General features: G+C 63.8%; 20 protein-coding genes and 1 pseudogene. 11 read left to right on the top strand and 10 right to left on the bottom strand.

Annotated elements, in window-relative coordinates; all coding sequences use genetic code 11:
- The first annotated feature begins 17 nt into the window (after positions 1-17).
- Positions 18-881 (top strand): hypothetical protein, encoded by an 864-nt coding sequence (locus tag J7I12_RS09230; protein WP_302413563.1) that lies wholly within the window; start codon positions 18-20, stop codon positions 879-881.
- Positions 882-1,783: 902 nt separating this feature from the next.
- Here the strand turns inward: J7I12_RS09230 and J7I12_RS09225 are convergent.
- From J7I12_RS09225 to sqr, 7 genes are all read right to left on the bottom strand, one after another.
- A complete protein-coding gene (locus J7I12_RS09225) occupies positions 1,784-3,376 on the bottom strand; it encodes an HlyD family type I secretion periplasmic adaptor subunit (protein WP_302548469.1) in 1,593 nt (530 codons plus the stop codon).
- Complete coding sequence (locus J7I12_RS09220; protein ID WP_118229376.1) at positions 3,373-5,895, bottom strand: peptidase domain-containing ABC transporter; 2,523 nt, start codon at positions 5,893-5,895, stop codon at positions 3,373-3,375. The genes J7I12_RS09225 and J7I12_RS09220 overlap by 4 nt, the downstream gene beginning before the upstream one ends.
- Positions 5,896-5,897: 2 nt before the next feature.
- Entirely contained in the window at positions 5,898-7,136 is a 1,239-nt protein-coding gene (locus J7I12_RS09215; protein ID WP_302413148.1) for a glycosyltransferase, read from the bottom strand.
- A gap of 191 nt (positions 7,137-7,327) precedes the next feature.
- Positions 7,328-8,242 carry a D-alanine--D-alanine ligase family protein gene (locus J7I12_RS09210; RefSeq protein WP_118229374.1) on the bottom strand — a complete coding sequence of 305 codons (915 nt, stop codon included), beginning with the start codon at positions 8,240-8,242 and terminating at the stop codon, positions 7,328-7,330.
- On the bottom strand, positions 8,205-8,849 hold the full coding sequence (locus J7I12_RS09205; RefSeq protein ID WP_288907431.1) for an HDIG domain-containing metalloprotein: 645 nt from the start codon (positions 8,847-8,849) through the stop codon (positions 8,205-8,207). The genes J7I12_RS09210 and J7I12_RS09205 overlap by 38 nt, the downstream gene beginning before the upstream one ends.
- A 150-nt stretch (positions 8,850-8,999) precedes the next feature.
- Complete coding sequence (locus J7I12_RS09200; RefSeq protein ID WP_130957859.1) at positions 9,000-9,668, bottom strand: DUF1641 domain-containing protein; 669 nt, start codon at positions 9,666-9,668, stop codon at positions 9,000-9,002.
- Positions 9,669-9,682: 14 nt separating this feature from the next.
- A complete protein-coding gene (gene sqr, locus J7I12_RS09195; RefSeq protein WP_118229371.1) occupies positions 9,683-10,924 on the bottom strand; it encodes a type III sulfide quinone reductase, selenoprotein subtype in 1,242 nt (413 codons plus the stop codon).
- A 300-nt stretch (positions 10,925-11,224) separates the two neighbouring features.
- On the opposite strand from sqr, the gene J7I12_RS09190 reads away from it, so the two are divergent.
- From J7I12_RS09190 to J7I12_RS09160, 7 genes are all read left to right on the top strand, one after another.
- Positions 11,225-12,271, top strand: a complete 1,047-nt coding sequence (locus J7I12_RS09190; protein ID WP_118229370.1) for an aspartate-semialdehyde dehydrogenase — start codon at positions 11,225-11,227, stop codon at positions 12,269-12,271.
- A gap of 165 nt (positions 12,272-12,436) precedes the next feature.
- Positions 12,437-13,735, top strand: a complete 1,299-nt coding sequence (locus J7I12_RS09185) for a glycosyltransferase (RefSeq protein WP_118229369.1) — start codon at positions 12,437-12,439, stop codon at positions 13,733-13,735.
- Positions 13,736-13,924: 189 nt separating this feature from the next.
- The gene (locus J7I12_RS09180; RefSeq protein ID WP_118229368.1) at positions 13,925-14,878 is read left to right on the top strand and encodes a PP-loop family protein; all 954 of its coding nucleotides are present in this window, start codon (positions 13,925-13,927) and stop codon (positions 14,876-14,878) included.
- 78 nt (positions 14,879-14,956) lie between these two features.
- Positions 14,957-15,910, top strand: a complete 954-nt coding sequence (locus tag J7I12_RS09175; RefSeq protein ID WP_118229367.1) for a chemotaxis protein — start codon at positions 14,957-14,959, stop codon at positions 15,908-15,910.
- Between the two features lie 11 nt (positions 15,911-15,921).
- On the top strand, positions 15,922-17,775 hold the full coding sequence (locus tag J7I12_RS09170; protein WP_302548467.1) for a nucleotide-binding protein: 1,854 nt from the start codon (positions 15,922-15,924) through the stop codon (positions 17,773-17,775).
- A gap of 41 nt (positions 17,776-17,816) precedes the next feature.
- Complete coding sequence (locus J7I12_RS09165) at positions 17,817-18,527, top strand: precorrin-8X methylmutase (protein WP_118229366.1); 711 nt, start codon at positions 17,817-17,819, stop codon at positions 18,525-18,527.
- Positions 18,528-18,994: 467 nt separating this feature from the next.
- The gene (locus tag J7I12_RS09160; RefSeq protein WP_118229365.1) at positions 18,995-19,915 is read left to right on the top strand and encodes a DUF2333 family protein; all 921 of its coding nucleotides are present in this window, start codon (positions 18,995-18,997) and stop codon (positions 19,913-19,915) included.
- 133 nt (positions 19,916-20,048) lie between these two features.
- Here J7I12_RS09160 and J7I12_RS09155 read toward each other — a convergent pair whose 3' ends face one another.
- Together J7I12_RS09155 and J7I12_RS09150 are read right to left on the bottom strand one after the other, a co-directional pair.
- On the bottom strand, positions 20,049-20,201 hold the full coding sequence (locus J7I12_RS09155; protein WP_353936899.1) for a hypothetical protein: 153 nt from the start codon (positions 20,199-20,201) through the stop codon (positions 20,049-20,051).
- A 386-nt stretch (positions 20,202-20,587) separates the two neighbouring features.
- A pseudogene (locus J7I12_RS09150) lies at positions 20,588-21,412 on the bottom strand (RsmB/NOP family class I SAM-dependent RNA methyltransferase); the annotation flags it as partial.
- A 158-nt stretch (positions 21,413-21,570) separates the two neighbouring features.
- On the opposite strand from J7I12_RS09150, the gene J7I12_RS09145 reads away from it, so the two are divergent.
- The 3 genes from J7I12_RS09145 to purE all read left to right on the top strand — a co-directional run bounded on the left by J7I12_RS09145 (position 21,571) and on the right by purE (position 25,179).
- Positions 21,571-23,238, top strand: a complete 1,668-nt coding sequence (locus tag J7I12_RS09145; RefSeq protein ID WP_130957851.1) for an FG-GAP repeat domain-containing protein — start codon at positions 21,571-21,573, stop codon at positions 23,236-23,238.
- A 71-nt stretch (positions 23,239-23,309) separates the two neighbouring features.
- Entirely contained in the window at positions 23,310-24,590 is a 1,281-nt protein-coding gene (purD, locus tag J7I12_RS09140) for a phosphoribosylamine--glycine ligase (RefSeq protein WP_118229362.1), read from the top strand.
- A 91-nt stretch (positions 24,591-24,681) separates the two neighbouring features.
- Complete coding sequence (gene purE, locus J7I12_RS09135; protein WP_118229361.1) at positions 24,682-25,179, top strand: 5-(carboxyamino)imidazole ribonucleotide mutase; 498 nt, start codon at positions 24,682-24,684, stop codon at positions 25,177-25,179.
- 244 nt (positions 25,180-25,423) lie between these two features.
- Here the strand turns inward: purE and J7I12_RS09130 are convergent, their stop codons facing one another.
- The gene (locus J7I12_RS09130) at positions 25,424-26,287 is read right to left on the bottom strand and encodes a pirin family protein (RefSeq protein ID WP_118229360.1); all 864 of its coding nucleotides are present in this window, start codon (positions 26,285-26,287) and stop codon (positions 25,424-25,426) included.
- Positions 26,288-26,497: the final 210 nt, after the last annotated feature.

Here is a 26,497-nt window from a genome sequence, read left to right as displayed (position 1 = left end):
GGAGGTGCACGGTTTTTATGCTTATCCTCAAACTGCAACCCCTCACCGACGCCTTTGACTGGCTGCATGTGGCCTGGGAGCACGCCACCACCCAACGCCGCGTAGCCTTCTGCATCCTCTGGGTCTATTTGCTGGCCCTGCTGGGCGTAGAACTGCGCCGACAAGGGCTTTTGCCCCCCTGGCTGGCCGCCGTGACGCCCCTCAGCCATTTCTATGCCATCCATCTGGCCTTCACCCTCATTCTGGGGCTGGAGGTCATGAGCCTTATTCTGGTCATTCCCAGTTCCCTGTCCCAATCCATGGGCAAACAGTTCGAAATCCTCACCCTCATTTTGTTGCGCAATGCCTTCAAAGAACTGGCCAACCTGCCGGAGCCGGTCAGCGTGGTCAACGATATGCAGCCCGTGTACAACATTGCCGTTTCCGGCGCGGGCGCGCTCTGCGTTTATCTGTGTCTGGGCCTGTACCGCCGCATGGCCCGTTGCCATCCGCACTTTATCCAGGGCCCCCAGCTGCGTATGGGCTATGTGCTGAGCAAAAAACTGCTGGCCCTGACCCTGTTCTGCGTTTTTTTATTCATTGGCGTGCGGGATTTCATCCTTTTTATCCGTACCGGCGCAGACCAGAACTTTTTTGAAACCCTCTATACCGTGCTCATCTTTGCGGATATCGCCCTGGTGCTCATCGCGCAGCGCTACATGCCCGCCTTTCACGCCGTGTTTCGCAATTCCGGCTTTGTCATCGGCACCCTGCTCATGCGGCTGGCCCTTTCCGCCAGCCCTCTGTGGAGCCCCGTCATCGGGCTGTTTGCCGCCGTATTTGTTCTGGCCCTAACCTGGGGCACCAATTATTTCACCCCTGAGGCGGAATCCGCTCGCTGACGTCTGCGGGAGAAGGAGGAGACGGCTGGGCTCGGTTAGGTTGGGCCGGCTGGGCCAGGCCGTACCCCGGCCGGAAGTTTTTGCTGCCCTGCGGGCATGGCGGTTTTTCTGCATACAGTGTTTGGGCCGCCTCCGGCGAGGGCAGGGGCTGCGCATGAGGCCGCGGGGCTGGGCCAGGCCGTACCCCGGCCGGAAGTTTTTGCTGCCCTGCGGGCATGGCGGTTTTTCTGCATACAGTGTTTGGGCCGCCTCCGGCGAGGGCAGGGGGCCAAGGGCGGGACTGCGTCCCCCCTTAGGCCCCCCACACCCCCCATAACCCCCCGCTTCCAAAGACAGCCCGGCCATGGCCGGCGCGGCTGGGACGCGACCGCTCACGCGGCCGCGCCCCTTATGCCGGGCACAACAACCGCAGCCCCCACAGCCCGTAGCCGCAACCGCGTCCCATGACCAGCCGGCAACGTCGCCCCACAACCTGTCACAGCGTTTGCCTTCCGCCTTTCCTCAACGCCGGCTGGGCGACAGCGTAACGGTGTCCGGCGCGGCTGGGACGCGACGCGCAAGCGCCGCACCCCTTTATGTCGCGCTCAACTTCCCCAACAACTGGCAACACCTGGAGAAAACTTCACGTTGGGGTTGCTTGGCCGACTGCGACACAGGAGCTTGGCCCGTTACGACGAAGGAAGTTACGGGCAAAGACAGCAGTGCTCTGTATTACGCGGCTAAACGCCGAACCGAGCGTGCCGTAACCTTTGAGAATACCCATTAAAGGGATCTGCTCTACGGTACGCCCAGCGCGGTTCTGTGAGGAAAAAAAGTTTTTTGAGGGATGGAGGGTGTGGGGGGAAGGGAACTTTTGTTCACAAAAGATCCCTTCCCCCCACAAAATCCTTCTGCTCTTTCCCTTAGCGTGGTTCGCGCAGGCTCTGGTCGAAGCCGGCGATAATGGGATAGAGGAAGTATTCAATAATACGGCGTTCGCCCACGTTGATTTCGGCCGAGACGGTCATGCCGGGCAGGATCGTGAATCCCTGGGGCAGATTACGCATAGAGGACAGGGGATCAGGGGGCAGTTCAAGGCGGGCGCGGTAGACGCTTTGTTCGCCGGCGGCAGTTTTTTTAAGAAAGGCGTCTTCGCTCACGGCCAGGACGGTGGCGTCAATTTTGCCGTGTTTCTGGAAGGGCATGGTGGCGAGTTTGACGCGGGCGGTCTGCCCCACGCGCACATAGCCTATATCCTGGGGCTGGATTTCCACGTCCACTTCCAAAGGACTGTTGAGGGGCACCAGGGTAACCAGGGCTTCGGCTTCGTCGGCCACGGAGCCCACATTGCGTTTGGCCACTTCCAGCACCACGGCGTCCATAGGCGCACGGATATTAACCAGTTCGTTCATTTTCTGAGCTTTATTGAACTGTTCGCGGGCCTGGTCCAGGTCGCGGCGCACGGAGACCAGTTCCTGGGCCGTGCTGCTGCGCCAGCCGGTAAGGTAGGCGGCTTTGTCCGACTCCACGCTGGCGGCCTCGTAGCGCAGTTCCTGAATGCTGCTTTCCAGGCGCAGCACGTCGCTTTCCACGGTAAGGCGGTCTTTTTTCACTTCCAGAAAGCCCGCGCGGGCTTCAATGCCCTGTTCGTAGAGCTTGCGGCGCATTTCCTCAAATTCACGATAAATTTTGAGGCGTTCCTTGCGGCGCTGGAGGTCGTCAATGGTGGAGGCGATTTCAGAGGCCAGGCGTTTTTCCTGCTCCTCATACGTCCGGATGCGGGCCGCAAACTCGGCGTGGCGATTATTGTAAATATCGGCCTGCACACGCTGTTCGCGCTGCTGCGAGGCGCTGGGGGGCGGCGCGTTGGGAACCGACGCTTCTGGGGCCGATGTTTCTGGGGCCGATGTTTCCGAGGCCGGCGGGGGGTAAGGAATTTCGTCCATTTCGCACTGCAGGCGCGTAGCGTGGGCGGTAAGACTGATGATGCGCTCCTGCAGCTGGGAAAGATCGGCCTGGGCAAAGGTGGGGTCCAACACTACCAGCAGGTCGCCTTTGTGCACACGCTGCCCCATGACCACGCGGATATCCTTGACAAGCGAGATGCTGTAGGACTGGAGCACCACGGGCGTGGCCACGGTGACGATTTTGCCCTCGGCGGAAACGATTTTGTCGATTTTGCCCACAATGGCCCAGAGGATGAGCACACAGAGCACGCCCGCCAGGGTAAAGAGGGTCCAGCGGGCCCCCAGAGGGGGAGTGGCGCGCTCCAGAAGGACGCGGTCGGGCTGAAAGCGCAGGATGTCGCGGGGCACCTCGCGCGGCTGCGGGGGCTGTTGCTCCTGAGCTTTTTGCTCCGGTTTTTGTTGTTCCTGCTGTTCCGAAGGCTGTTGCGCCTGAACTGCGCTTTCGGTGACAGGCAAGGGCAGGGGCGACGGCGGCGCGGGACGGAAACGGGCGGGCACAAGGGCGATGGCGCGCTCGCGCAGCTGCGAAAGAAGGGTGAAAAGCCTCACAGTGCCCCCTGTTGGACGGCGTTCTGGCGGTCCCAGAGCGAGCGGTAGATGGGGCAGTTGGCATAGACGTCCTCATGCGCGCCGGCGCCCACCAGGCGGCCGCCGTCCAGCACCAGAATCTGATCGGCGTGGCGCAGCATGGAAAGACGGTGGCTCACAATGATCATGGTACGTCCTCTGCCGATGGTATTAATATTGCCCTGGATTTCGGCTTCGCTTTCGGGGTCCAGGGCGCTGGTGGCCTCATCGAAGATCATCAGCTTGGGATCTGTGAGCAGGGCGCGGGCAATAGCCAGGCGCTGACGCTGCCCGCCGGAGAGGTTGGATCCGCCTTCTTCCAGCACAGTGTTGTAGCCTTCGGGCAATTTTTCAATAAACTCGTGGGCCGCGGCCATGCGGGCGGCGTGGACGATCTCCTCCAGAGTGGCCGTAGGCCTGGTCATGGCGATGTTATCGCGCACGCGGCCGCGAAAGAGGAAATTTTCCTGCAAAACCACGCCAATGGAGCGACGCAGATGGGCCATATCGATATCGCGGATATTGTGGTTATCAATCCAGATATCGCCTTCCTGCAAGGGCTGCAGCCGCTGGATAAGCCTGGTAAGCGTGCTCTTGCCCGAACCGGAGCGGCCCACGACGCCCAACACGCTGCCCGCCGGGCAGTCGAAGCTGACATCCGAGAGGGCGGGGGCGCCGTCCTTGGTATAGCGAAAGGTGAGGTTACGGCAGCGGATGGCCCCGTTGATGCGGGGCAGCACGCCGCGCGCGCCGCCGTCTTCCGGAGGTTCGTCCATAACCTGGGCCAGCATACGCATGGAGATGCCCGTTTCCTGATACTGCTGGATAAGCCCGGCAATCTGCACCAGGGGGCCCGTAACGCGGGCGGAGTACATGTTGAAGGCCACCAGCGCGCCCACGGTCATGGTGTTGTCAAAAACCTGGTATACGCCCCACCAAATGATGGCCAGGGTCATGCACTTTTGCATGACCTGCATAAACGTGCTGATGGCTATGGACATTTTGCCCACACGGAAACGCATGCCCGTGGCCACAGCGGCGCGATTGTCCCAGCCGCGACGGCGCAGGGGCTCCAGCGAAAGAGATTTAACCGTAGGCATGGCCCGGATATTTTCCACCAAAAAAGCCTGGCGCTCGCCTTCAGTGGCGTAGAGATCCTGCAGGCGCTGACGGAAGGGCCCCATGGCCAGAAAGATGATCAGAGCCGAAAGGCCGGAAAAAAGCAGCACCAGCACGGTCAGCCGCCAGCTGTACGCAAACAGGATGGGCAGCACCACAAAGAGCGAGACGCTGTCCAGCATGGCGCCGAACAGACGGCCCGTAAGAAATTCACGAATTTTTTCAGGCTGCTGCATATGTTTGATGAGCACGCCGGCCGGGGTGCGCTCAAAAAAGGGCAGGGCCACGCTGGTGAGATGCTCAAAAGTGCGGATGGCCAGGCGCAGGTCAATAACGCTGGTGGCGTAGAGCAGCAGGTAGGAGCGCAGCCAGCCGAAGACAGCCTCAAAAATGATGGCCGCCAGCATGCCCAGGGCCAGCACATGGAGGGTGATTTCCGCGTGGTGGGTCACCACCCTGTCAATAATAATCTGAAAAAACAGGGGCATGGCCAGGCCCAGCACCTGCAGTGCAATGGCGGCCAGGCCCACCTCGGCCATATTAGCCTTCATCTGCTTTATTTCATTAAGAAAAAATGAAAATCCGAACTTCTTTGGCGGCGGCGGAATAGCGCTTTCCACATGCAGGGATTTGACAAAGGTCACCTGCCCGGTAAGCAGGGGCTCCACCTCGGCCCTGGGCAAAGAAACGTGCCCGGCAAAGGGGCGATCTGGGTTCTCTATTTCCAGGCTGCCGTCCTCGTTGATCTGCCAGAGGATGAGCAGGCCGCCGCCTTGGCAGTGCAGAACGGCCGGCAGGGCGGATTGCATCTGCACAAGGCCATCCAGGCCCAGGGCGGCGGTGTGGCCCTGAAAGCCGTTGTCGCCCAGCATGCGCAGAAAAAGTTTGGGGTCCGGCTCGCCGTTCTGAAGCAGGTAGGAATGGATAAGGTCGTCGGCGGCCAGGTCTTTGTTGTAATGGCGGGCGATGCTCACCAGGGCCTGGACGTGCCGGTGGGGCTGGCGCTGGGGGGTGAGCAGCAGGGCCACGCCCGTCCATTGGGGCTCCAGATCGGCAAAGGGGATATTGACCTGCTTGAGGGGCTTCTGGGCCGGATCAATGACACTGGCCAGGGGCTTGCCCCGCACCTTGCCCACAAACAACACGGAAGCGCCGTTTTTAAGCGGCAGGGCCACGGGACCGGCCAGGGGCCTGGCGGCTATGTCCGCCAAGGGTTCCCCGTGCACCACATTGATGCCGATCCCCAGGCGCTGGGCCAGAGCCTCAAGGTCGGCTTCGGGCACAGTGCCTTTCTGCGGCACGCTGATGGAGGCAGGGGCGGGCAGCTTGCACAAATGCGCGGCCAGAGCCAGACAAGGAACAATAGAAGTAGGAAATTGCATGCTTACCTTTTGGGAAATTGCGCCTGATTCAGGTAGCAGGCGGCCTTGAGCAGGGCCACGTGCCTGGGCAACAGCTTGTGCAGGGCGTAGCGCGCCAGGACGGTTTTGCGGGCATTGGCCCGCACCTGGTCCAGTTTGGCGCGGTTGGCCAGACAGGCAACCACGCGCCGGGCCAGGGCCTCGTGGTCCCAGAAATCCGCCAGAAAGCCGTTAACGCCGTCCTGCACCACCTCACGCACGGGCTCGGTATTGGAGGCCACCAGCAGGCACCCGCAGCTCATGGCCTCCAGCATGGACCAGGAAAGCACAAAGGGCGCGGTGAGGTAGACGTGCACGTCCGAGGCGCGCAAGAGCGCGCGGTACTGATCATACGGCTGAAAGGGGATAAAGTGCACGCGGCTTTCGTCTACATGCACTTCCTCGCGCAGCACGTCCTTCCAGGTTTTGCCGTCCTTACGCTTGCCGCTGTAGGCCGCGCGGTCGTCGGCCATAATGACCACATGGGCCTTGGGCCGGGCCGCCAGCAGCGCGGGCAGGCTGCGGTAGAAGGTGGGAAAGCCGCGGTAGGGCTCCAGCCCGCGCGTGGCGTAGGTGACGATTTCCTCAGCCTGGGAGAGATCCAGGCTCTTGAGCTTGAGGGGTGTTTTATTCGCCTGGGGCGAAAAAAACTGCGTGTCTATGCCGTCGTGCAGGGTATGGATTTTGTGCAGAAATTCCGGCGGATGCTGTATGCGCTGCCATTCGGTGGGGGCAATGCCCAGCACGCATTCCTTGAGGGCCGAAAGGGTGCACATGTTGCTCTGGCGGTTTTCGGCCCGGGTATTCAGCGCCACGGGCTTGTTGCCGGCAAAAAAACGTGTGTCCGCGTCGGCGGAATAGTACCATTCAAAAAAGCCGGCGTGGGCCGCGTCGGGAAAGATGTCCGGTGCGTAGATGCAGCAGCCGAAGCCCACATGGCCGTAGATAAGGTCCGGCCTGTAGCCCTCCTTGCGCAGGGCCACCATGGCGTCGGCAAAACGCTCGCCCTGCGCCAGCAGGGTAAGATATTTTTTGCGCGGCGAACTGGGGGTGTTTTCTTCAGCGGGGAGAGGCACCTGCCGCCACTCCACCTTGGGCACGTTCAGATCCTTGCGCCGGTAGTGGGAAAGAAACAGAACCTTGTTGGCCGGATCCGCCGCCAGTTCCACGGCCAGGCGGTGAAACTGGCCGGGAAAATTGTTGTGGGCCAAAAGAATATTCATAGGCTTCCATATACCGTTCAGGGATGTCGCAACATCGACTACAGCCAGAGCCTTTTTAATTGTGGTCAGGGGAAAACTTGTTCAACCTATGCCAATGCCCTCCACCGGTCAAGAGCGCGGCCTGACGCAGAAAACCGCCGCCAGGCTTGCCCCGGCGGCGGTTATAAAACACAAAAACCCATGTGGCACAATCAGCTTTTTTGATGTTTTTGCATGCCCAGTTCTATAAGCCGCTCCAGAAGCCGACCAAAGTCCAGCCCCAGGGCGCGGGCTTCACGCGGCACCAGGCTGGTGGCGGTCATGCCGGGCAAGGTATTGACCTCCAGCAGGTTCAGGCTGTTGTCCGGCCCCAGGATGAAGTCGGCCCGGCTGTACCCCGTAAGCCCCAGGGCCCGGTGAGCGGCCAGGGCGAACTGCTGCGCCAGGGCTGTGAGCTCCGGCCCGATGGGGGCCGGGCAGAGCTCGCGCGCGCCGTCGCTGGCGTACTTGCTTTTATAGTCAAAAAAATCTCCGGCCAGGGGTTCTATGAGAATGGGCGGCAGGGCTTCTTCGCCAAGGATGCCGCAGGTCACTTCCCGCCCCGGCAGCACGGGTTCCAGCAAAACTTCATCCCCGGCGGCAAAAACGGACGCCAGCACCGCGTCCAGCTCCTGCCGATTTCGGGCGCGGCCCAGTCGCAGAGAAGAGCCGCCGGTGTTGCTCTTGGCAAACAGGGGGTAGGGCAGCCGGGGTTGCCAGCCCGGCGGCGGGGGCAGGGGCAGAAACTCCCAATCCGCCGTGGGCAGGCCCGCCTGACGAAAAATCTGCTTGGCCGCGGCCTTGTTCAGGGCCAGAAAGGAGCCCGCCGGGCCGGCCCCCTGGTAGGGGCAGCCCACCCGCTCCAGCATGGCCTGCACCAGGCCGTCCTCGCCGGGCGCGCCGTGCAGGTTAATAAGGGCAAAGTCGTGAACGCGGGCTGTAGCGAGCAGTTCGTCGAAGGATTCCAGCAAATCAAACAGGGTGACGTTGTGGCCGCGCGCTGTGAGCGCCTGGCGCATGGCCTGCGCGCCGCTGAGCGAAACTTCGCGCTCAGTGGACCAGCCGCCCGCTATCAAAAGAATCTTCATGCAAGGACCATCCCAGCAACACCGCAAGGGCGTCTTCAATGGTTTTGCCCTGCCTGTAGGCGGCGCGGATGCCTTCGCGGGCTTCCTCGGTGCGGCCGTAGCGCTGGAGGAGGTCGTCATAGCGCTCTTCCAGGGTGACGCAGGCGTCGTGACGCACGCGCTTGTCGGCATACATGACAAAAAAGGGCAGAGCGCAGATGTCCGTTCCCTGCGGCAGGGACCAAGGCCACCAGACGTGCAGCATTACACCCTGGGCCACGGCGTAATTGCCGGTTTCGGCCACGGTCCAGGCAGCGCCCACCTGGGCATGGCTGCCGCCGTAACGGACGCAGTAGGTTTTGGCGATATCGTGCAGCAAAGCGCTGGCGCGCACCTGCGCCGCCCGCACGGGCAGGCCCAGAGCCTCGGCCTTGCGGGCCAGAGCAGTGGCGATGTGGGCCACCAGCAAGGAATGCCGCCGGATGTTGGGCAACATAGCGTATTTGTCCCAAAGGGCAAAACAGGCCGCGTCGCCGGGCGCGGCCCCGCTTTTGCCGCAGAGCTGCGGCAGAAAGGGCAGGGCGGACAGCGGGCTGACCGGAGGCGTGGCGGAACCGACGGCGTTCATGACCGGAGTATGCCAGCAAGGCCCGAACCTGGCAAGGCAGATGACTTTGTGCGACAGGGAAAAAGGGACGGACCCGCGCCCTTGGCATCACGACCACGGCCGCAGGCGCGGCCCGTCCCGATTTCAGAGCCATTGCAAAGTTGCAAGGCCCTAAGAGGCTGCTCCCTGCGGCGGTGCGGTTTTGCCCAGCGTTTTCAGCAGTTCTGCCAAAAATCCCAAAGACTGTCGGCCTTCGGCGCTGCGCAGAACCGCCAGAAGTCCCAGCAAGCCCGTGGGTCGGGCCTGGGCGGGATCATAAGACGCCACCGCCTCCAGCAAGGCCGTGATGCGGGCCTGCAGGGCGGGTTCGGCCAGTTTTTGCAGCTGACTGGTCAGAAAGACAAGGCTTTCTCCCAGCCTGGCAATATCTTCAGGGCTCTGGGCCGCCAGCCAGTTCCCCCCCGCAGTTTTGAAGGCGGCGAGGTTGGCGAACAGGCCGCTCTTGTCCCATGCATCCATTTTTTCAATAAGATGCGGAAAGGTCGGCCCCATGGCAGGATGCAGAATGCGCCAGAGGTCGGTGAGGTTCTCCAGCTGGTCCAGCAGCCAGATGAGCCGGGGCACGGTGAGCAGCCCCTTGCGGCATAGATCCAGGATGTCGTCCAGCGAAACCCGGCCGTTAAGACACTCCAGCTCCGTAACCAGCAGGCGGAAGGCGTGGTTGCCTATGGGCGCGGCCTGTTCCAGAAGGGCGCGGCTGTTTTCGCCGCGTTCCTGCAGGGCCGCCAGCCTGTTTTCAATAGCGTCAAGACGCTCCAGAATTTTGTCTTCAGATGCCATACGACGCCTCCGGGCTACTTGCTGCGCAGCAAGGAGGTGTCTTTCCCTGCAAGATACATGTTGGGTTCAAACGGCAGTTCGTGCCCCTTCATCATGAGGTTGTAGTACACCCATTTGAACATGAGCTTGCCCCAGTAATTGATGTGGCTTTCGCCCAAGAGCTCAAAGGGACCCACCCCCGGCAGGGGGAACATGCCCGGCAAGGGCTCCACGGCATAGCTGAAGTCTATGAGCGAGGCTTTTTCAAAGCCCGTAACGATAAAACAGTTGGTGTGCCCGTCAAAGCGGTAGTAGTTGTCCGTGCCTTCGATATCCGCCATCAGGTTCTGAGCAATGACGTCGGCCTCAAAGTGGGCGACGGAACCGGCCTTGGAGGCCGGAACATTGGTGGCGTCGCCGATGACGTACATGTTTTCAAACTTTTTCGCTTTGAGCAGCTCCTTGTCCGTATCAATATAGCCGGTGACGTCGGCAAGGCCGGATTCGACCAGGAAAGGCTGCCCCAGGTTGGGCGGAATGGACACCAGCAGGTCGTAAGGAATTTCATCGCCCGTCACCGACGTGATCACGGCGCGGCCCGCGTCCACGCTGTCCACGCTCCAGTTGGTGGTGACCTTGATGCCCTTTTTGGCGCAGAGCGCCCCCAGGATGTTGTTGGCCACCGGCTTGGTGAACGCGCCGGTAAGGGGCGTGACCAGTTCTATTTCCACATCCTGCCGCACGCCCAGCTTCTGCAGATACCAGTCCGCCATGTACACAAATTCCAGAGGCGCCACCGGGCACTTGATGGGCGTTTCGCAGATGTGCAGCACCAGCCGCCCTTTCCTGAAATGCTTCAGCTTGTCGTACAGGGCGGCCGCGCCGTCGGGGGTGTAGAAATTATGGATCTTGCCGCCCCAGTCGTCCGTGAGGCCGGGAACCTCCTCAGGGGCGATTCTGGCCCCGGTGGCCACGATGATCCAGTCATAGTCATAAGTGCCTTCCTGGCAGACTACCTTACGGTGTTCCGCATCCACGGCCTTGATGGCGTCCAGCACAAAATTGACGCCGTGCACCATAAAATCTTTTTTGGGGCGAACGCAGCCCTGCGGCGTATCCACGCCAAAAGGCACCAGCAGCCAGCCGGGCTGATAGTGGTGGACGGGGTCGCGGTCAATGAGAGTTATCTCCCACTCCCGTGGGCTCAGGAGCTTTCTCATCTTCGTGGCCATCATGGTCCCGCCGGCGCCGGCGCCAAGAATAAGCAGTTTTTTCATAAACCTCACCCAAGGTTGCAAATAGGCAATCTGCCGTGAAGGGCTTGCCCGACACGCGCCGCAATCTTTTTGTCGGCCATATCTTAGCAAGCAGGTATGTTTTATGCCTAGCACAAAAAATTCCTGATTGCACCATTTAATCCAATAAAATTTGATAAGTATGATTTTAATAATACTATAATAGTATGATTATGCGGCAGCAACCCCTTGCCGAAGTGCCTTCCCTTTTGCGTCGGAGACGTCTATACTGGCTGTCCCTCCGCCTGGAGCGGAAGCGACTACCCAAGGAGAGCCGACCAGATGAGCAAAAAGCTGACCGTTGCCGTTGTGGGCGCCACGGGCGCCGTGGGCCGAGAAATGCTCAAGACCCTGCACGACCGGGACTTTCCCGCCACGGAAGTGCGGGCCTTCGCTTCCGCCCGTTCCGAGGGCGTCAAAGTGCCCTACGGCGAGCGTGAACTCACCGTGCACGAACTGAAAGAAGACGTCTTTGACGGCGTGGACATGGCCATTTTTTCCGCCGGCGGGGCCACCTCGCAGAAATTTGCGCCCCACGCGGCCCACGCGGGCTGTGTGGTGGTGGACAATTCCGCCGCCTGGCGCATGGACGAGCGCTGTCCCCTGGTGGTGCCGGAAGTGAACCCCCAGGCCCTGGACGCGCACCAGGGCATCATTGCCAACCCCAACTGTTCCACCATCCAGATGCTGGTGGTGCTCAAGCCGCTGCACGACGCCGGAAAAATCCGGCGGGTGGTGGTTTCTACCTATCAGGCCGTGTCCGGCACCGGGCAGAAGGGCATGGAAGAGCTGGAGCGCCAGGTGCGCGATCTCTTCAATTCCCGCGACCCGGAAAACAAAGTCTATCCCTATCGCATTGCCTTCAACGTGCTGCCGCATATCGACGTCTTCCTGGACAACGACTATACCAAGGAAGAAATGAAGATGGTCAACGAGACCGTGAAGATCTTTGACGACCCCACCATCAAGGTCACGGCCACCTGCGCGCGGGTGCCCGTGTTCTACTGCCACGCCGAATCGGTGAACATTGAAACGGAAAAGAAAATCACCCCCAAAGAGGCCCGCGTCATGCTCTCGCAGGCTCCGGGCGTGCGCGTCTTCGACAACCCGCGCGAACTCATGTACCCCATGCCCGCCTATTGCGTGGGCGAAGACGCCACCTATGTGGGCCGCATCCGCGAGGACGAAAGCATCGCCAACGGGCTGAACCTGTGGATTGTGGCCGACAACGTGCGCAAAGGCGCGGCCCTCAACGCCGTGCAGATTGGCGAAGAGCTGCTCCGCCGCGACCTGGTGCGCGTGCGGGATAAAAACGTGTTTCTGCGCTGACGGAGATCCACTCCGCCAGCGTATCCACAGGGATGTCGGGAAGGCCGCGGGCCTTCCCGACGCCCGGAGAAACTCCATGCACGCCCCGGCCATTTTCCCTCCCTCCAGCCCTTCCGGCAGCCGGCCGGGGTCACGCCCCGATCCTGCAAGGCCGCTGCACCGCTGATGCGCGTTCTGCTGCTGGCCCCGCAAAACGCGCCGCCGCCGACTCTGGAAGAGCAGCGCCTCTGGGCCGAGCTGGGCTCCCCCCGGCGCACGGCCCGTCTGGAAGAGGACCACGCCCTGGCCCTGGCCCTGCATATGCGCGATGGCGGTCCCCTGGCCCCCATGCTGGCCTGCCGTCAGGGCTCTGCCCTGCATCGCCGGGCCATGACCCTCAACCTGCCCGTGCTGCCTTTGCCCGGCGTACACCCGGCCAACCCGCTGACCCTGTTCCGCCTCTGGCGCTGGCAGCGCCGCCATGCCCGCTTGCTGGTGCAGACCGTGGGCGAGGAAGCGCTGGCCCTGGGCCATTGCCTGCTCCGCCTGAGGCCGTGCGGCAGCACCTTACTGGCCCACGCATTTTTGCTGCGCCCGCCCCTGGACGGCAAAAATCCTGCCCTGCACGCCGCCCACAAAATTTTTTGTGGGTCCGGGCATGTCCGCGCGCGTCTGACTGCGGCGGCAGATCCCGGCGAGCAGGGCGGGCGCGCAGATCCGTCGGCGCCGCGGCTTCCAGGCCCGCGCCAGGTATTGCTGGCCCCAGGCCTGGCTCTGGAAGCCGAGGAGCACCCCCTGGCGCGGGAAGATTCCCCTGCGGGCGCGCGTTGCGTCTTCGGCCTGGGCGAGGCCCTGGCCCCGCGCTCCGGCGCGCAGATCGTCACCCGCGCCATGGCCGCCATCTGGCAGCGGGAAGACCTCCCCCCCTGGGAGGTGCGCGCCCTGGGCGGCGGCCCGCGCTATCAGGAACTGCTGGATGAGGCCCTCACCCTGGGCGTGGCCGCGCGGCTCTGCCTGCTCAACGATCAGCCCCCGGCCCTGGCCTTGCCCGCCTGTCGGGTCTGGATAGCCCCCGGCACCTCGCCGGAAGAGCTGCCCGAAACCCTCTGGTCCGGCGTGGCGGCGGGCCTGCCCAACATCTGCACCCGCACGCCTCTGCACCGCGAACGGCTGGACGCGGCCGCACTGCAGCCAGACGGCCCTTGCCCCGCCCAGAGCACAGCTGTGCCGCCGCCCGACCTCTGTATGGAGGAGAACGGCCCCGCCCTGTGGGTGCCGCCGGACGACCCGCAGGCCCTGGCCAAGGCCATGATAGCAATGATGACCGACGCTCCATTGCGCCGCCGCCTGGCGGAACGCAGCGCGGCCCTGCGCCCCCTGGTGGGGCTGAACGCCTTTGCCGCCCGCGCCTGCCGCTGTTATACGATCTGGGGACGCGAACTGGGCTGGATTGCGCCGGAGGCCGCGCCCGCAGGGCAGAGCTGACGCCGCGGGCTGCGCCTTCTCGTCTTCAGCCAGGGGCCGCTCACACTATCACAGTATTACACCCTTGCACCGATACGGGCTCAAAATCCACAAAGCGGTACGGCGCGGAAAAGTTTTTGGGAAGTTTCCTTTCCCCACCCAAAACCCCTCCCCCATATAACAAAAAAGACAGGATGCAACGGACCGTTCATGAAGTGTAAAATCTGTAAAGCCGAGGCCGCGGTGGCCCTGCGCAGCCACAATGCGGCCTTTTGCCCCGCGTGCTACAAAGAATTTTTTGCCCGGCAGGTGACGCGCGGCATTGAGGGACAGAACCTCTTCAGCCATGAAGAACGCGTGCTGGTGGCGCTTTCGGGCGGCAAAGATTCTTTGGCGCTTATGCTGGAGCTTTCCCGCCAGGGCTACAACGTCACAGGCCTGCACATTGACTTGGGCATTCCCGGTTCTTCGGCGGCGGCGCGCGGCGTGACCGAGCGCTTCTGCGCCAAGCACGGCCTGCGGCTCATGGTCAAAGAAATGGCGACGGAAGGTCTGGCCATTCCGCTGGTCAAGGCTCGGCTGCACCGGCCCATCTGTTCCGCCTGCGGCAAGATAAAACGCTATTTCTTCAATAAAATCGCCATGGAAGATGGCTATGACGCCCTGGCCACCGGCCACAATTTGGACGACGAGGTGGCGCGCCTGTTCAGCAATACCCTACGCTGGGACACGGCCTACCTCTCGGACCAGGGGCCGCGTCTGGACAGTGAAAACGGCTTTGTGCGCAAGGTCAAGCCGCTCTGGCGGCTTACGGAATTTGAAACGGCCAACTACGCCTTCCTCATGGGCATAGAAAACCACTATGCCCCTTGCCCTTACAGCCCCGGGGCCAGCTTCAGCGTGCTCAAGGGCCTGCTGCAGCAGCTGGAGGCGGCCATGCCCGGCCGCAAGCTGGACTACTACCAGGGTTTTCTGGCCCGCGGCCGCCCGGTTTTTGCCCGTCGCGAGGCGGAGCAGGGGCAGGCATTGCGGCCTTGCCCGCAGTGCGGCTATCCCACGTCTTCGGGCGATCTCTGTGGGGTGTGCCGCATCCGGGCCGCCCTGCGGGATACAGATGCGGACCGGACAGACTTGCCGGAAAACAGGGTGGAAGGCGCGGCCTAAACGTTTTTGCCGGGCAACCGATAACACCGGCATACGCTTTATGCGGCCCCTGCTGGCAGGCCGCCCAAGGAGGGGAGCATGGCCCAGACCAATATTCTGCTGGAAACCGGCACCAACGAACTGGAAATTGTCGAATTTTTCGTCAATCAGGACGGCTACGAGGCCCACTATGGCCTCAACGTGGCCAAGGTGGTGGAGATCGGCCGCCGCCAGCCCGTGACCGCCATGCCAGAAATGCGCCACAAGGCTCTTCTGGGAGCCTTTTTGCACCGCAACGGACGCATTGTGCCGCTCATCGACATGGCCCAGTTTCTGGGCAGCGGCCCCATCACCAATGAAGACGCCAAGGTCATCGTTACGGAGTTCAACAAGGTCTGCACGGGTTTTCTGGTTTCCGGGGTCAACCGCATCTACCGCCTGAGCTGGACGGATGTGGAGGCCCCCGGCCAGTTCTTACAGAACATGAGCCGCAGCTCCATCACCGGCGTGGTGCGCCTGGAAGAACGGGTCATCTTTCTGCTGGACCTGGAAGCCATTGTAGCCGAGCTGCACCCGGCCATGGCTCTGCGCTTTGACGGCGCGGGCCTCACCGAAAAGGACGGCAAGACCTACCGCATCCTGCATGTGGACGATTCCAGCAGCATCCGCTCTCTGCTTCTGGACCTGCTCAACAAAGAGGGACGTTTTGTGGTGGAACAGCGCGTCAACGGGCAGGAAGCCTGGAACTACCTGCAGGAACTGCGCGACCGCTGCCAGCAGGAAAACCGCCCCATTTTCGACTTTGTGCAGGGCGTCATCACAGACATTGAAATGCCCGCCATGGACGGCCTGGCCCTGTGCAAGCACATCAAAGAAGACCCCGTGCTGCGTCAGCTGCCCGTGGCCATCTTTTCTTCCATGATCAACGAGAGTCTGTCGCGCAAATGCGCAGTGGTGGGTGCGGACGCCCAGTACACCAAGCCGGACCTCAAGGCCCTTTCGGTCAAGCTGCACGAGCTTATTTCGCGTCTGCTGACCACGGCCAGGGCCTGAACGGAGCGCCCGTGTCCGCCCCCGCCCTTGTCGCGCCCCCCGGCTGCGTGGTGGCCGGCACGGGCAGCGCCAGCGGCAAGACCACCTGCACTCTGGCCCTGCTCTGCGCCCTGCGCGCCAGAGGCCTGACGGCGCGCGCCGCCAAAACCGGCCCGGACTTTATCGACGTGGCCTTCCACGCCGCGCTTACGGGCCAGCCCGCCGCCAACCTGGATACCTGGATGTGCCGCGCGGCCCGGCCCACGGCCAGAGCAACGCCGGGCCGCCAGCTGCCCGCCGGCCTGCGCCGCCTGTACGCCCGGCTCTGCGCGCCCGACGCGGCCGGCCGCCCGCCGGACCTGATTGTGGTGGAAGGGGCCATGGGCCTTTTTGACGGCGGACACAGGGGCGCAGGCAGCACGGCCCTTCTGGCGGCCCGGCTGGGCCTGCCCGTGCTGCTCTGTCTGCACGCCGGCGGCCTGGGGCAGTCCGCAGCGGCCGTGGCCGAAGGTTTTTTGCGCCACCGCCCGGCCTGGGCCGCCCACGAAGCCCCCCTTGCCTTTCTGGGCCTGATCTGCACCCATGTGGGCAGCCCACGCCACGCCGACCTGCTGCGCACGGCCCTGGCCCCTTTGCGCAAGGATCTTCCCCTGCTGGGCCTGCTGCCGCGCCAGGGCGCGCCCGATCTGCGCTCTCGCCATCTGGGCCTGGTAGAGGCCCGCGAGGCCCTGCCCTTCATGGACCGCGCCGGACTGGCCCGCTGGATGGAAGAAAACTGCCGCCTGGATCAGCTGCTGCGCCGCCTGGGTCTTGCCGTGGGCCGCGCAGCCCCTGCTGACCTGCCCGCTGGCAGTGCCGCCGGGCTCACAACCTGCCACGCTCTCGGCCTGACTCCCAGCCTGCCCCCCGATCCGGCCGTCAATCCGGCCCGCGCGCTGTCCGCCAATCTGACCGACATCCCGACCGGCACTCTGACCGCCAAGCAAACCGCTACTGCAAGCCCCCAGCCGCCCGCCAAGCCGGCGGCAGGCAGCCCCGCAGATCGCGCAACTGCGCCCGTTGCGGCTGCAGCGCCGGCCACACGTTTCTTTGCGGCTGCCCGCGCCGTGCCGCCGGACCTGGCCCCGCCGCCAGCCGCAACTTCCTGCGCCCCCAACCCTGCCGCAGCGGCCTCGGCCGACGCCCTCCTGCCACCGCCTGCCGCCCCGGCGCGCGCCCAGCGCCCCTCGCGCCGTTCCCGACGACGCCCCGTAGTGGGTATGGCCTGGGACGCGGCCTTCAGCTTCTGTTACGCCGACCTGCCCGCTCTGTGGCAGGAACTGGGGGCGCAGGTGGCCGTTTTCTCGCCCCTGCGGGACAGTGCGCCGCCCCCGTACTGCGCGGGTCTCTATTTTCCCGGCGGCTATCCGGAGCTGCACGCCGCCGCCCTGGCGGCCAACACGTCCTTCCGCACGGCCCTGACCCGTCTGGCCGACGCAGGCCTGCCCATCTACGGCGAATGCGGCGGCTACATTTATCTCATGCGCTCCCTGCGCCTCTCCGGCCAGGACTACCCCATGAGCGGTCTGCTGCCCCAGACCTGCACCCTCACCGACCGTCGTGCGGCCCTGGGCTACCGCGCGGCCCTGGCCTTGCCGGACTGGCCAGCCCCCACCCAAACCGCCGCCCCCCTCTGGACGCGGGGACACGAATACCACTATGCTCAGGAGGACGGCCCCCTGCCCGCCGCCTGCCGCCATCTCTGGCGGCTGTACGACAGCGCGGGCGGCCTGCTGCGCGAAGAAGGCTGCCGTCTGGGCTCCGTGGCCGGATCCTGGATGCACTGCTACCCGGAGGGATCCCGTCGCTTCTGGCGGACCTGGCTGCGCGCCCTGCCCCCAATCTGAAGCCGCCGGGCCGGCACAACATCCGCCCGCAAGGAAATTCCATGCCCCCTATCGCTCCCGCCCCCTCCCAGGGCCCGGCTCCCGCCCCCACCGCCGCGCCGTCTGCAATCGTCCTGGATCCGGCCCACACCCCGGCCACCATTGAGGCCCGCTCCTTTGCCGTTATTGATGCGGAAATCCCCGAACCTCGCCCTTTTTCCGGTCCGCTCTGGCAGGTGGCCCGACGCTGCGTCCACACCCTGGGCGATACGGAAATCGTGCCCGACCTGCGCCTGAGCGCCCAGGGCCTGCGCAACGGCCTGGACGCCCTGCTGCGCGGCTGCACGGTCTTTACCGATACCCGCATGGCCGCCGCCGGTCTGCCCCTGCGCCGCCTTACCCCCCTGGGCGTCAGCGTTACGCCCATTATGAGCCTGCCCGGCCTGGACCAGCTGGCCAAAACCCGCGATACCACCCGCACCCGCGCCGGACTGGAACTGCTGGCCCCCCGCATGGGCGGCCAAATCGTGGCCATTGGCAACGCCCCCACCGCCCTGCTGGGCCTGCTGGACGCCCTGGCCGCCGGAGCGCCCGTCCCCGCACTGATCATCGGCATGCCCGTGGGCTTCGTCAACGCCGCCCAATCCAAAGCCCTGCTCCACCAAAGCCCCTGGCCCCACTTCACCCTCCTGGGGCGCAAGGGCGGCTCTGCCCTGGCCGCCGCCTGCGTCAACGCCCTGGCCGAACTGGCCCTGGCCGAACGAAAAACGTGAGAAAAGAATCTGTAGGGGGAAGGGAGTTTTTGTGAACAAAAGTTCCCTTCCCCCCACACCCCCCATCCTTCAAAAAACTTTTTCTCTCACAGAACTGCGCCAGGCATACCCTGGCCGAAATACAACTTGCTGTTACATTGAATATGTTCAGAATAGCTGCGATGTTTTCCACACCCGCAGCACACGCCGCGCCGATACCCCAATATATCTGTCGCCTCCGACTGCGGTGCGGGATGAATTTTGTTCTCCGGCAAGGAAGTGGGCCGGTGCGGGACGGGGATAGTGCTCTTCTGGTACAGCCCCGGACCGCAACGGCCCGCTGACGCAGCTGGGGGGCAAAAGCCGCCCGCGCCGGGGCGCCCCCCTGTACTAACGGCCGCCCCTGTATTAGCTTGTACAAGCGGGGCCGGTGTTCCAACCGCCATGCGGCGATTCCCTTTCCCTATCCGCCCCAAGTGAGGAGACCCATGAAACTGCCCGAACTTCCCGCTGTCCTGAAACTGCAGGTGGTACTGAAAACCCTGGCTGTGCAGGCCTGTCTGCTGGTAGGCGTGCTGTTGGTGGCTTGGGGCCTGCAGCGCGCCTACAGCGTTGTGGACCGCACCACCTTTCCGCAGGCCATGAACGTGCCTGCCGCGGCCGCCGATCTGCCGGACACAGAAAAAGGTAAAATTCTGCTGGATTCCATCAGCAACCAGATGCGCCGCGAGCTCGACTCCACCTTTGGCTGGAGCTTCAACGACATTATTTTTAACCGCTTTATTCTGGATAACCGCGCCTACCGCCAGTACGGAGTGTACCACGCCACTAAGTTTCTGCTGGACCTCTATTCCAGCCAGATCGCCAAGCTGGGCTCCAGTGACCGGGAAAGCGAATTTCTCTACAAAGCCCGCATCAACAGCTTCGCCATTGATCCACGCAGCTTCATGTTCCCTTCGGCCGAAGGTTCCTACAAAAAAGGGCTCAAACTGCTGGAGGACTACAAGACTTCTCTGGATAAAGGCACAGGGGTTTACAACTGCCGCACGGACGATCTCTACGCCTCTTTTGTGACCATGACCGGAGAAAACATGCTGGGCTACGCCCAGGGCCTGCTGGAAAACGCCCAGAGCCTGCCCTTCTATGAGCTGGACAACCGCATCTATGAGGTACAGGGCATCGTGCTGGTGCTGCGCGACTTCGTCAACGCCCTCTACCAGCTCTATCCAGAGATCAAGGCCAAAAACAACGAGGAAAATATGGCTGCAGCCATGACATATATGGACCGCATCGCCACTTATGATCCTCTCTATATCACCTCCACCTTCAATTCCGGCGAGCTGATTCTTTCCTATCTGCTCTTCACTAAGGCCCGGCTGGAAGACATTCGCGACAGCATCCGCATGTAGGGTATTGCAACGTTGCAATGCCCTGACGGTTGCGTAAGCAGCCGACCAAAACAGCCCCCGCCGCCGACATGCGTACTGCACCGGCGGCGGGGGCTGATTGCTTACTTGCGCCAAGACTCCGGGCCAGGACGCCTCAGCGAAAGCCCGCCACGGCCCGGCCCTGTTTGAGGGCTACCAACCCCAGGGGCAGGTCGCGCCACCACAGGGCGGCCCAACGGCCGCCAAGGCCCGTCTGACGGCTCTGCCCGCTGAGCAGGGCCGTCACTTCCTCCGGCGTGTCCAGCACCAGGCTGGCCCGCGGTTCCGGCCGCTCCGGCAACAAGGCGCGCAGGCGCGGGGCAGGGTCCAGGCCGCTGCCCTGCCGCCGCCCCAGCAGCCCGCCTTGCCAGACCAGTTCCGGCGGCAGCAGGGCAGGGGCCTGCTCCGGCACAAAGCGCACATGATCTCAAAAACCACCGCCGCTCCGGGCGGCAGGCGCGCTCCAGTCCCGGCCGGGCCGTCCAGCGCCGTGCGGGGCAGTTCCTGGCCCAGGGGCTGGCCCGCAGCGCGGTTGCCGTGGCGGCGGGGCGCTCGGCCGCCGCGTGGGCCCGCATCCGGCGGGGCAGAAAATTCCCCGGAAGACGCAACTGCAGCGTCAGGGGCAGCGACGTCCCGCAAAGGCCCCGTGACCGTGCCGGGTTTTTCCAACAGAGCCACATAAAAGCCCTGCGCGCCGGAGCGCTCCCCATCCACGCGCAGCGTGCCTTCCCCGCCGGGCTGTTCTTCCCAGACAAAACCGGGGAAAGGGGGCAACGGCACGCGCACAAGGCCCAGTTCTTCTTCAGCAAAGTGCACTTGCGCTTCATTTTCAGCGGTGTTGGTGGTGCAGGTGGAGTAGACCAGCCGTCCGCCCTGGGCCAGCAGCCGCGCGGCCTGGCGCAGCAGGCGGCGCTGCAGCGCAGTGAGGTTGTCAATCTTATCCCCGCGCCAGAGCCTGAGCACCTGCGGATGTTTGGCCGCCGTGCCCCAGCCGGAGCAGGGCGGGTCCAGCAGGATGGCCCGCCAGCTTTGCGGGCGCAGGGGCAGGGCGTCCCCGCTGTAGGCGCAGGTGGCCGCGTGCAGCAGGTTCATCTGGTGCAGATTGGCCCGCAAGGTGCCCAGGCGGGCAGGGGTGGGTTCATTACCCAGCACAAAACCCGTGGGCCCGGTGAGCTGGGCCAGAAATCCCGTTTTGCTGCCGGGGCTGGCGCACATATCCAGCACGGCCGCGCCCGGCGCGGGGTTCAGCGCCAGGGGCGGCAGCATGGAAGAGCGATCCTGGATGTAGATGTAGCCGAAAAAAGCCGCCAAAGAGCTCCCCAACGGGCGCGGTTCGGCCAGCAGGCGACGGCAGAAGGGCGAAAAGGGCTCCGGCGCAAAAACATAGCCCTGGGCGCGCAACAGCGCCTCCACCAGGGGCGTGGCCGAAGGGGGACAGACCAGACGAAAGGATCGGGCGGCATTGCTCATGGAGCGCATACTAGGGACACGCGGCGTCGGACGCAAGCGGGCGTATTGCGTGCCGAGGCAAGTGCGGGTATAGTGCCCGGGTGCGGATTGCCCGCGCTGTCGGGGCCTGCCGCCCCTTTTGCCGCCCGTGCCCCATGCCGGGCGCGCCCATGCCCAAGGAGTGTGGAATGAAATATACCCTGTCACTGGCCTTCGCGCTCTGCCTTCTGGCGCTGGGTCTGGTCACGGCCTCCGGCGCCGCGGCCAAAAGTGCCGTAGTCCTGCCTTTTGCGGTCAATGCCCCCCAGAGCTACAGCTATCTTTCCAAGGCGGTGCCGGCCACCATTCAGGGCCGCCTCAACCAGCCCGGCGTGCTGGACGCGCGTGCAGGCCAGGCCAAGGCCGCCTCACAGGCCGAGGCCCGCCAGGCCCTTGCCGCCTCCGGGGCGGACGCGGCTGTCTGGGGTTCGGTGAGCGTGATGGGCAGCCAGTGCACAGTCACGGTCAACAGCGTGGACAAGGCCGGCAAGACCTGGAGCAAGACCGGGCAAGGGCCGGTGAGTTCCCTCACCGCCACGGTGCAGCAGCTGACCGCCGCGCTGGGGCAGGAAGCCTTTGGCGTGGCCGCCGTGCGCACGCCGGGCATGACGGCCGCAGGCGGTCCCGCGCCCCGCGGCGATATTCTGGTCAATGAAACGGGCCAGCAGCAGGTCTACCTTAACCCCCAGTTCCGCTATCAGGGCGCCGGAGCCGCGGACGGCTCTCGTCTGCGCAGCCAGCGCCTGCCTTACAGTATGGTGGATATGGCCGTGGCCGATTTTAACGGCGACGGCAAAAATGAAATCGCCGTGCTGAGCGACCACAATCTGCGCATCTACAGCTGGCAGGCCGACGGCAAGCTCAAACTGCTGGGCGAAACCTCCATCTCCCGCTCCAATGTCTGCTTTTCCATGCGGGCCATTGATCTGGATCGCGACCGCGCGGCCGAGCTGGTGGTATCCACCTTTGAGGAAGACAGCAACCGCCCCTACAGCTACATCTACACCTTTAAGGGTAACAAACTGCGCCAGTTTGCCGAGCGTGTGCCCTACTTCATGAGCGTGGTGCGCCTGCCCCCCACCTACACGCCCACCCTGGTGGGCCAGGGCTGGGATTCCATCAAACTTTTCGCGCCCGGCGTGCACATTATGGTCAAGTCCGGCGGCAAATACACCCTGGGTACCCGTATCGACGTGCCTTCCGGCGCCACGCCCTTCAATATTGTCTGGCTGCCCGGCGGCCGCCAGAACAAGGGCGACCAGCTCGTCATGCTGACGGATACCGAAAGGCTCAAAGTTTTTCAGGGCCACGGCAACAGCCTTATCCACACCACCATGGAGCGCTTTTCCGGCTCCGCCACGGGTATGGACCACTACAAGGGCATGCCCGGCCTGGGCGTGGACAAAAACTACCAGCTGCCCAGCAAATACTACGCGCCCATGCGCCTTATCGCCGCAGACATCGGCAATACCGGCGAATATGTGCTGCTGGTCAACAAGCCCATTTCCACGGCTTCACAGATCTTTGACCGTTACCGTTACTTCCCCCAGGGCGAAATCCACGCCCTGTACTGGGATGGCGTGGGCCTGGGCCTCAAGTGGAAGACCCGGCGCATCCGCGGTTCCGTGGCCGAAGTGGACCTGGCCGACGTGAACAACGACGGCGTGCTGGATCTGGTGGTAGGCCTGAACACTTCGCCCGACCTGGGCATCGGCAGCCGCCAGAGCATGATCACCGCCTATCCGCTGGACGTTTCGGCCACAGACCCCAACGTGCCTGCGGACCTGAGCGACTTTGAGGTCACGCCCGGCCGCTAGGCGGGCAGATTCCGGGGCGGTCCGACAATGCCGGGCCGCCCCTGTTTTTTCACCGGCAACAGGAAAGTACCATGCGCATTCTGGTAATAGGTTCCGGCGGGCGGGAACACGCCCTGGTCTGGAAATTTTTGCAAAGCCCGCAGGTCAGCGTCGTGCTGGCCGCGCCGGGCAACGGCGGCACCGCGCGCGACGGCGCGCGCAATGTGCCCGTAGCCGTGGACGATCTGGACGGCCTGGTAGCCCTGGCCCAGGCCGAGCACATCGACCTGGTGGTGCCTGGGCCGGAACTGCCCCTGACCTTGGGCATCACCGACCGCATGCGCGCGGCGGGCATTCCCTGTTTCGGGCCCGACGCCTACGGCGCGCGTCTGGAGGGTAGCAAGGCCTTTGCCAAGGAGATCATGCGCCGCGCCCAGGTGCCCACGGCCCAGAGCGCCGTATTCGACGATGCGGCTGCGGCCCGCGAACACATCCGGCGCATGGGCGCCCCCCTGGTGGTCAAGGCCGACGGCCTGGCCGCGGGCAAGGGCGTCATTGTGGCCCAGACCGAAGACGAAGCCCTGCATGCCGTGGATGAAATCATGGGCCAACGCGCCTTTGGCGACGCGGGCAACCTGGTGGTTATTGAAGAATGCCTGGTGGGCGAGGAAGCCTCCTTCCTCTGCCTCTGCGACGGCGAACGCGCCCTGCCCCTGCCCTCGGCCCAGGACCACAAACGTGTTTATGACGGCGATGCCGGCCCCAACACCGGCGGCATGGGGGCCTACAGCCCTGCGCCCATCCTGCCCGACGACCAGCTGGAAGCCATGGCCGAAGCCACCGTGCGGCCCATTCTGCGCACGCTGGCCAAGGACGGCCATCCCTTTGTAGGCGTGCTCTACGCGGGCCTCATGCTCACAGCCCAGGGCCCCAAGGTGCTGGAATACAACGTGCGCTTCGGCGACCCGGAATGCCAGCCCCTGCTTATGCGCCTCACGGGCGACCTGCCCGCCATCATGCTGGGCGCCGTGCGCGGCCGTCTGAATCCAGCCGCCCTGGGGCAGAAGCCGCAGACCGCTCTGGGCGTGGTGCTCACAGCCAAGGGCTACCCCGGAGCCTACCCCAAGGGCCTGCCCATCACAGGCATAGCAGAGGCCGAAGCCCTGCCCCAGGTCAAGGTGTTCCACAGCGGCACCAGCCTCAAGGAAGGGCAACTCCTCTCCACCGGCGGCCGCGTGCTCTGCGTCACGGCCCTGGGCGACGATCTGGCCCAGGCCCAAAAAGCCGCCTACGCCGCCGTGGAGCGCATCCATATGCCCGACAGCTTCTGCCGCAGGGATATCGGCGATAAGGGCCTGCGTCGGCTGGGATAAAGAGAACATTTTTGGCGGGGGCAGGGGGGATGGCTTCTTTGCAGAAAGCGTTTTTCGGCAGTAACTATATGTCGCTATGGGGATAAAGCAGATGCCGCAAGTAGTTATTTTTATGGGTTCAAAGTCGGATGAAGAAAAAGTCGCCCCCTGTGTGGACGTGTTGCGCGGGCTGGGCGTAAGCTGCGCCATCACCGTCAGTTCGGCCCACCGCACTCCGGACCGCACGGTGGAGCTGGTGCGCCGCTATGAGGCCGAAGGCGCGCAGGTCTTTATCTGCGCGGCGGGCATGGCCGCGCATCTGGCCGGGGCCGTAGCCGCCCGCACCGTGCGCCCGGTCATCGGCATCCCCATTGGGGGCGCGACCTTGGCAGGCATGGACGCTCTTTTCTCCACCGTGCAGATGCCTCCCGGCTTTCCCGTGGCCACCGTGGCCCTGGACAAGGCCGGCGCGCGCAACGCCGCGTGGCTGGCCGCGCAGATCCTGGCCCTCAACGACCCGGCCCTGGCAGCAGGAATTGCAGCCGCCCGCGAAAAGATGTGCGCGGATGTGGCCGCTGCGGGCGAAGAAATCAACCGCAAATACGCCTGAACGCGAAGGGCGCAAGTCTGCCCCCAGTGCCCTGTGGGCCCAGATCTGGCTTTGATGCCGAGATGGCGCCACGTTTGTACAACCCTGTGGGCCTGAAGCAACTTCAACATGAAATTGCCCCAGGGCCACAGGGTTGTGTCGCGTCCGGCACGCAGGTGTAGACGCAATTTTTTTTGCGCCGGCAAACACCGAAGCGAACGGAGTACCATCTTTGAGAATATATATTCTCAGAGTTGCAAGGCCGTCAGGGCAGGCGCAGAGCAGGGGCCGCATGGCGGATAAAGCTGCCGTCCTCCAGTTCCTGGTAGGCCTGCCGCAATTCCGCTTCTGTATTCATGACAATAGGGCCACCCCAGGCCACAGGCTCGTGCAGGGGCGCGCCGGAAACCAGCACCAGGCGTGCGCCCTCTGGGCCACCGGTAAAGGCCGCCGTATCGCCCCCACCCAGCAGATAGGCGTGGCGGGCCAGCAAAGGCGTGCCCGCAGGGACCAAGTTCGCCTCGCCCTCCATAAAATAGGCAAACAGCGTATCTTCCGGCGGGGCAGCTACGCTCCAGGTTTTGCCAGGCCTGAGGGTCACGTCCAGAAAGCGCACGGCCACATATGCGCCCCTGGCCGCGCCGTCCACCTCGTTATATCTGCCGGCCACCACGGCCACGCGGGCGGCATCCTCCTCCAGCACGGGCACCTGGTCGGCGGTGATGTCCCGGTATTGGGGGGGCGCCATTTTGTCCCTGCGGGGCAGGTTGACCCAAAGCTGCAGGCCCAGCATGCGTTCTGATGCGCGGGGCATTTCTTCGTGCAGTATGCCGCTGCCGGCGGTCATCCACTGGCAGCCGCCGTCCCTGATGCTTCCGGCATTGCCCAGGCTGTCCTTGTGGTCGATCCTGCCGGCTGCAAGGTAGGTAAAGGTCTCAATGCCCCGGTGGGGGTGCAGGGGAAAGCCCCTGATGTAGTCCTGCGGGTCGCGGGAGTCAAAGGCGTCCAGCATGAGGAAAGGGTCAAACCGCGCCACCGTAGGGTCGCCCAGCACGCGGACCAGCCGCACGCCCGCGCCGTCTGTGGTCCGGCGGCCGGTAACATCGTCTGTAACTGTTCTGTAGTACATACAACACCTGCAACGGCTCACGGCCGTCCTTTTATCGTTAGAGCAAAGTATCTTTGAGAATAAGCATTCTCAAAGTGTACGGCACGCTCATTCCACACTTACGCGTGCAACTATACAGCCCCGCTGTCTTTGTCGTAACTTCCTGCGTCATAACGGCTGCAGCTACGCTTGTCTCCACGGCGGGCATCTACGTACGCAGCTGCCGGTCTG

It is taken from the genome of Desulfovibrio diazotrophicus (assembly GCF_902498985.2).
GTDB lineage: Bacteria > Desulfobacterota > Desulfovibrionia > Desulfovibrionales > Desulfovibrionaceae > Desulfovibrio > Desulfovibrio legallii.
Note: the sequence above shows the minus strand (reverse complement) of the source record. Positions and strands in the feature narration are given on the sequence as shown.

What these genes read in the sequence shown, in the direction of transcription:
- J7I12_RS09230 (WP_302413563.1), top strand. Translation starts at nt 18, where the DNA reads ATGCTTATCCTCAAACTGCAACCCCTCACCGACGCCTTTGACTGGCTG.
- J7I12_RS09220 (WP_118229376.1), bottom strand. Translation starts at nt 5,895, where the DNA reads ATGCAATTTCCTACTTCTATTGTTCCTTGTCTGGCTCTGGCCGCGCAT.
- J7I12_RS09215 (WP_302413148.1), bottom strand. Translation starts at nt 7,136, where the DNA reads ATGAATATTCTTTTGGCCCACAACAATTTTCCCGGCCAGTTTCACCGC.
- J7I12_RS09210 (WP_118229374.1), bottom strand. Translation starts at nt 8,242, where the DNA reads ATGAAGATTCTTTTGATAGCGGGCGGCTGGTCCACTGAGCGCGAAGTT.
- J7I12_RS09205 (WP_288907431.1), bottom strand. Translation starts at nt 8,849, where the DNA reads ATGAACGCCGTCGGTTCCGCCACGCCTCCGGTCAGCCCGCTGTCCGCC.
- J7I12_RS09200 (WP_130957859.1), bottom strand. Translation starts at nt 9,668, where the DNA reads ATGGCATCTGAAGACAAAATTCTGGAGCGTCTTGACGCTATTGAAAAC.
- sqr (WP_118229371.1), bottom strand. Translation starts at nt 10,924, where the DNA reads ATGAAAAAACTGCTTATTCTTGGCGCCGGCGCCGGCGGGACCATGATG.
- J7I12_RS09190 (WP_118229370.1), top strand. Translation starts at nt 11,225, where the DNA reads ATGAGCAAAAAGCTGACCGTTGCCGTTGTGGGCGCCACGGGCGCCGTG.
- J7I12_RS09185 (WP_118229369.1), top strand. Translation starts at nt 12,437, where the DNA reads ATGCGCGTTCTGCTGCTGGCCCCGCAAAACGCGCCGCCGCCGACTCTG.
- J7I12_RS09180 (WP_118229368.1), top strand. Translation starts at nt 13,925, where the DNA reads ATGAAGTGTAAAATCTGTAAAGCCGAGGCCGCGGTGGCCCTGCGCAGC.
- J7I12_RS09175 (WP_118229367.1), top strand. Translation starts at nt 14,957, where the DNA reads ATGGCCCAGACCAATATTCTGCTGGAAACCGGCACCAACGAACTGGAA.
- J7I12_RS09165 (WP_118229366.1), top strand. Translation starts at nt 17,817, where the DNA reads ATGCCCCCTATCGCTCCCGCCCCCTCCCAGGGCCCGGCTCCCGCCCCC.
- J7I12_RS09160 (WP_118229365.1), top strand. Translation starts at nt 18,995, where the DNA reads ATGAAACTGCCCGAACTTCCCGCTGTCCTGAAACTGCAGGTGGTACTG.
- J7I12_RS09145 (WP_130957851.1), top strand. Translation starts at nt 21,571, where the DNA reads ATGAAATATACCCTGTCACTGGCCTTCGCGCTCTGCCTTCTGGCGCTG.
- purD (WP_118229362.1), top strand. Translation starts at nt 23,310, where the DNA reads ATGCGCATTCTGGTAATAGGTTCCGGCGGGCGGGAACACGCCCTGGTC.
- purE (WP_118229361.1), top strand. Translation starts at nt 24,682, where the DNA reads ATGCCGCAAGTAGTTATTTTTATGGGTTCAAAGTCGGATGAAGAAAAA.
- J7I12_RS09130 (WP_118229360.1), bottom strand. Translation starts at nt 26,287, where the DNA reads ATGTACTACAGAACAGTTACAGACGATGTTACCGGCCGCCGGACCACA.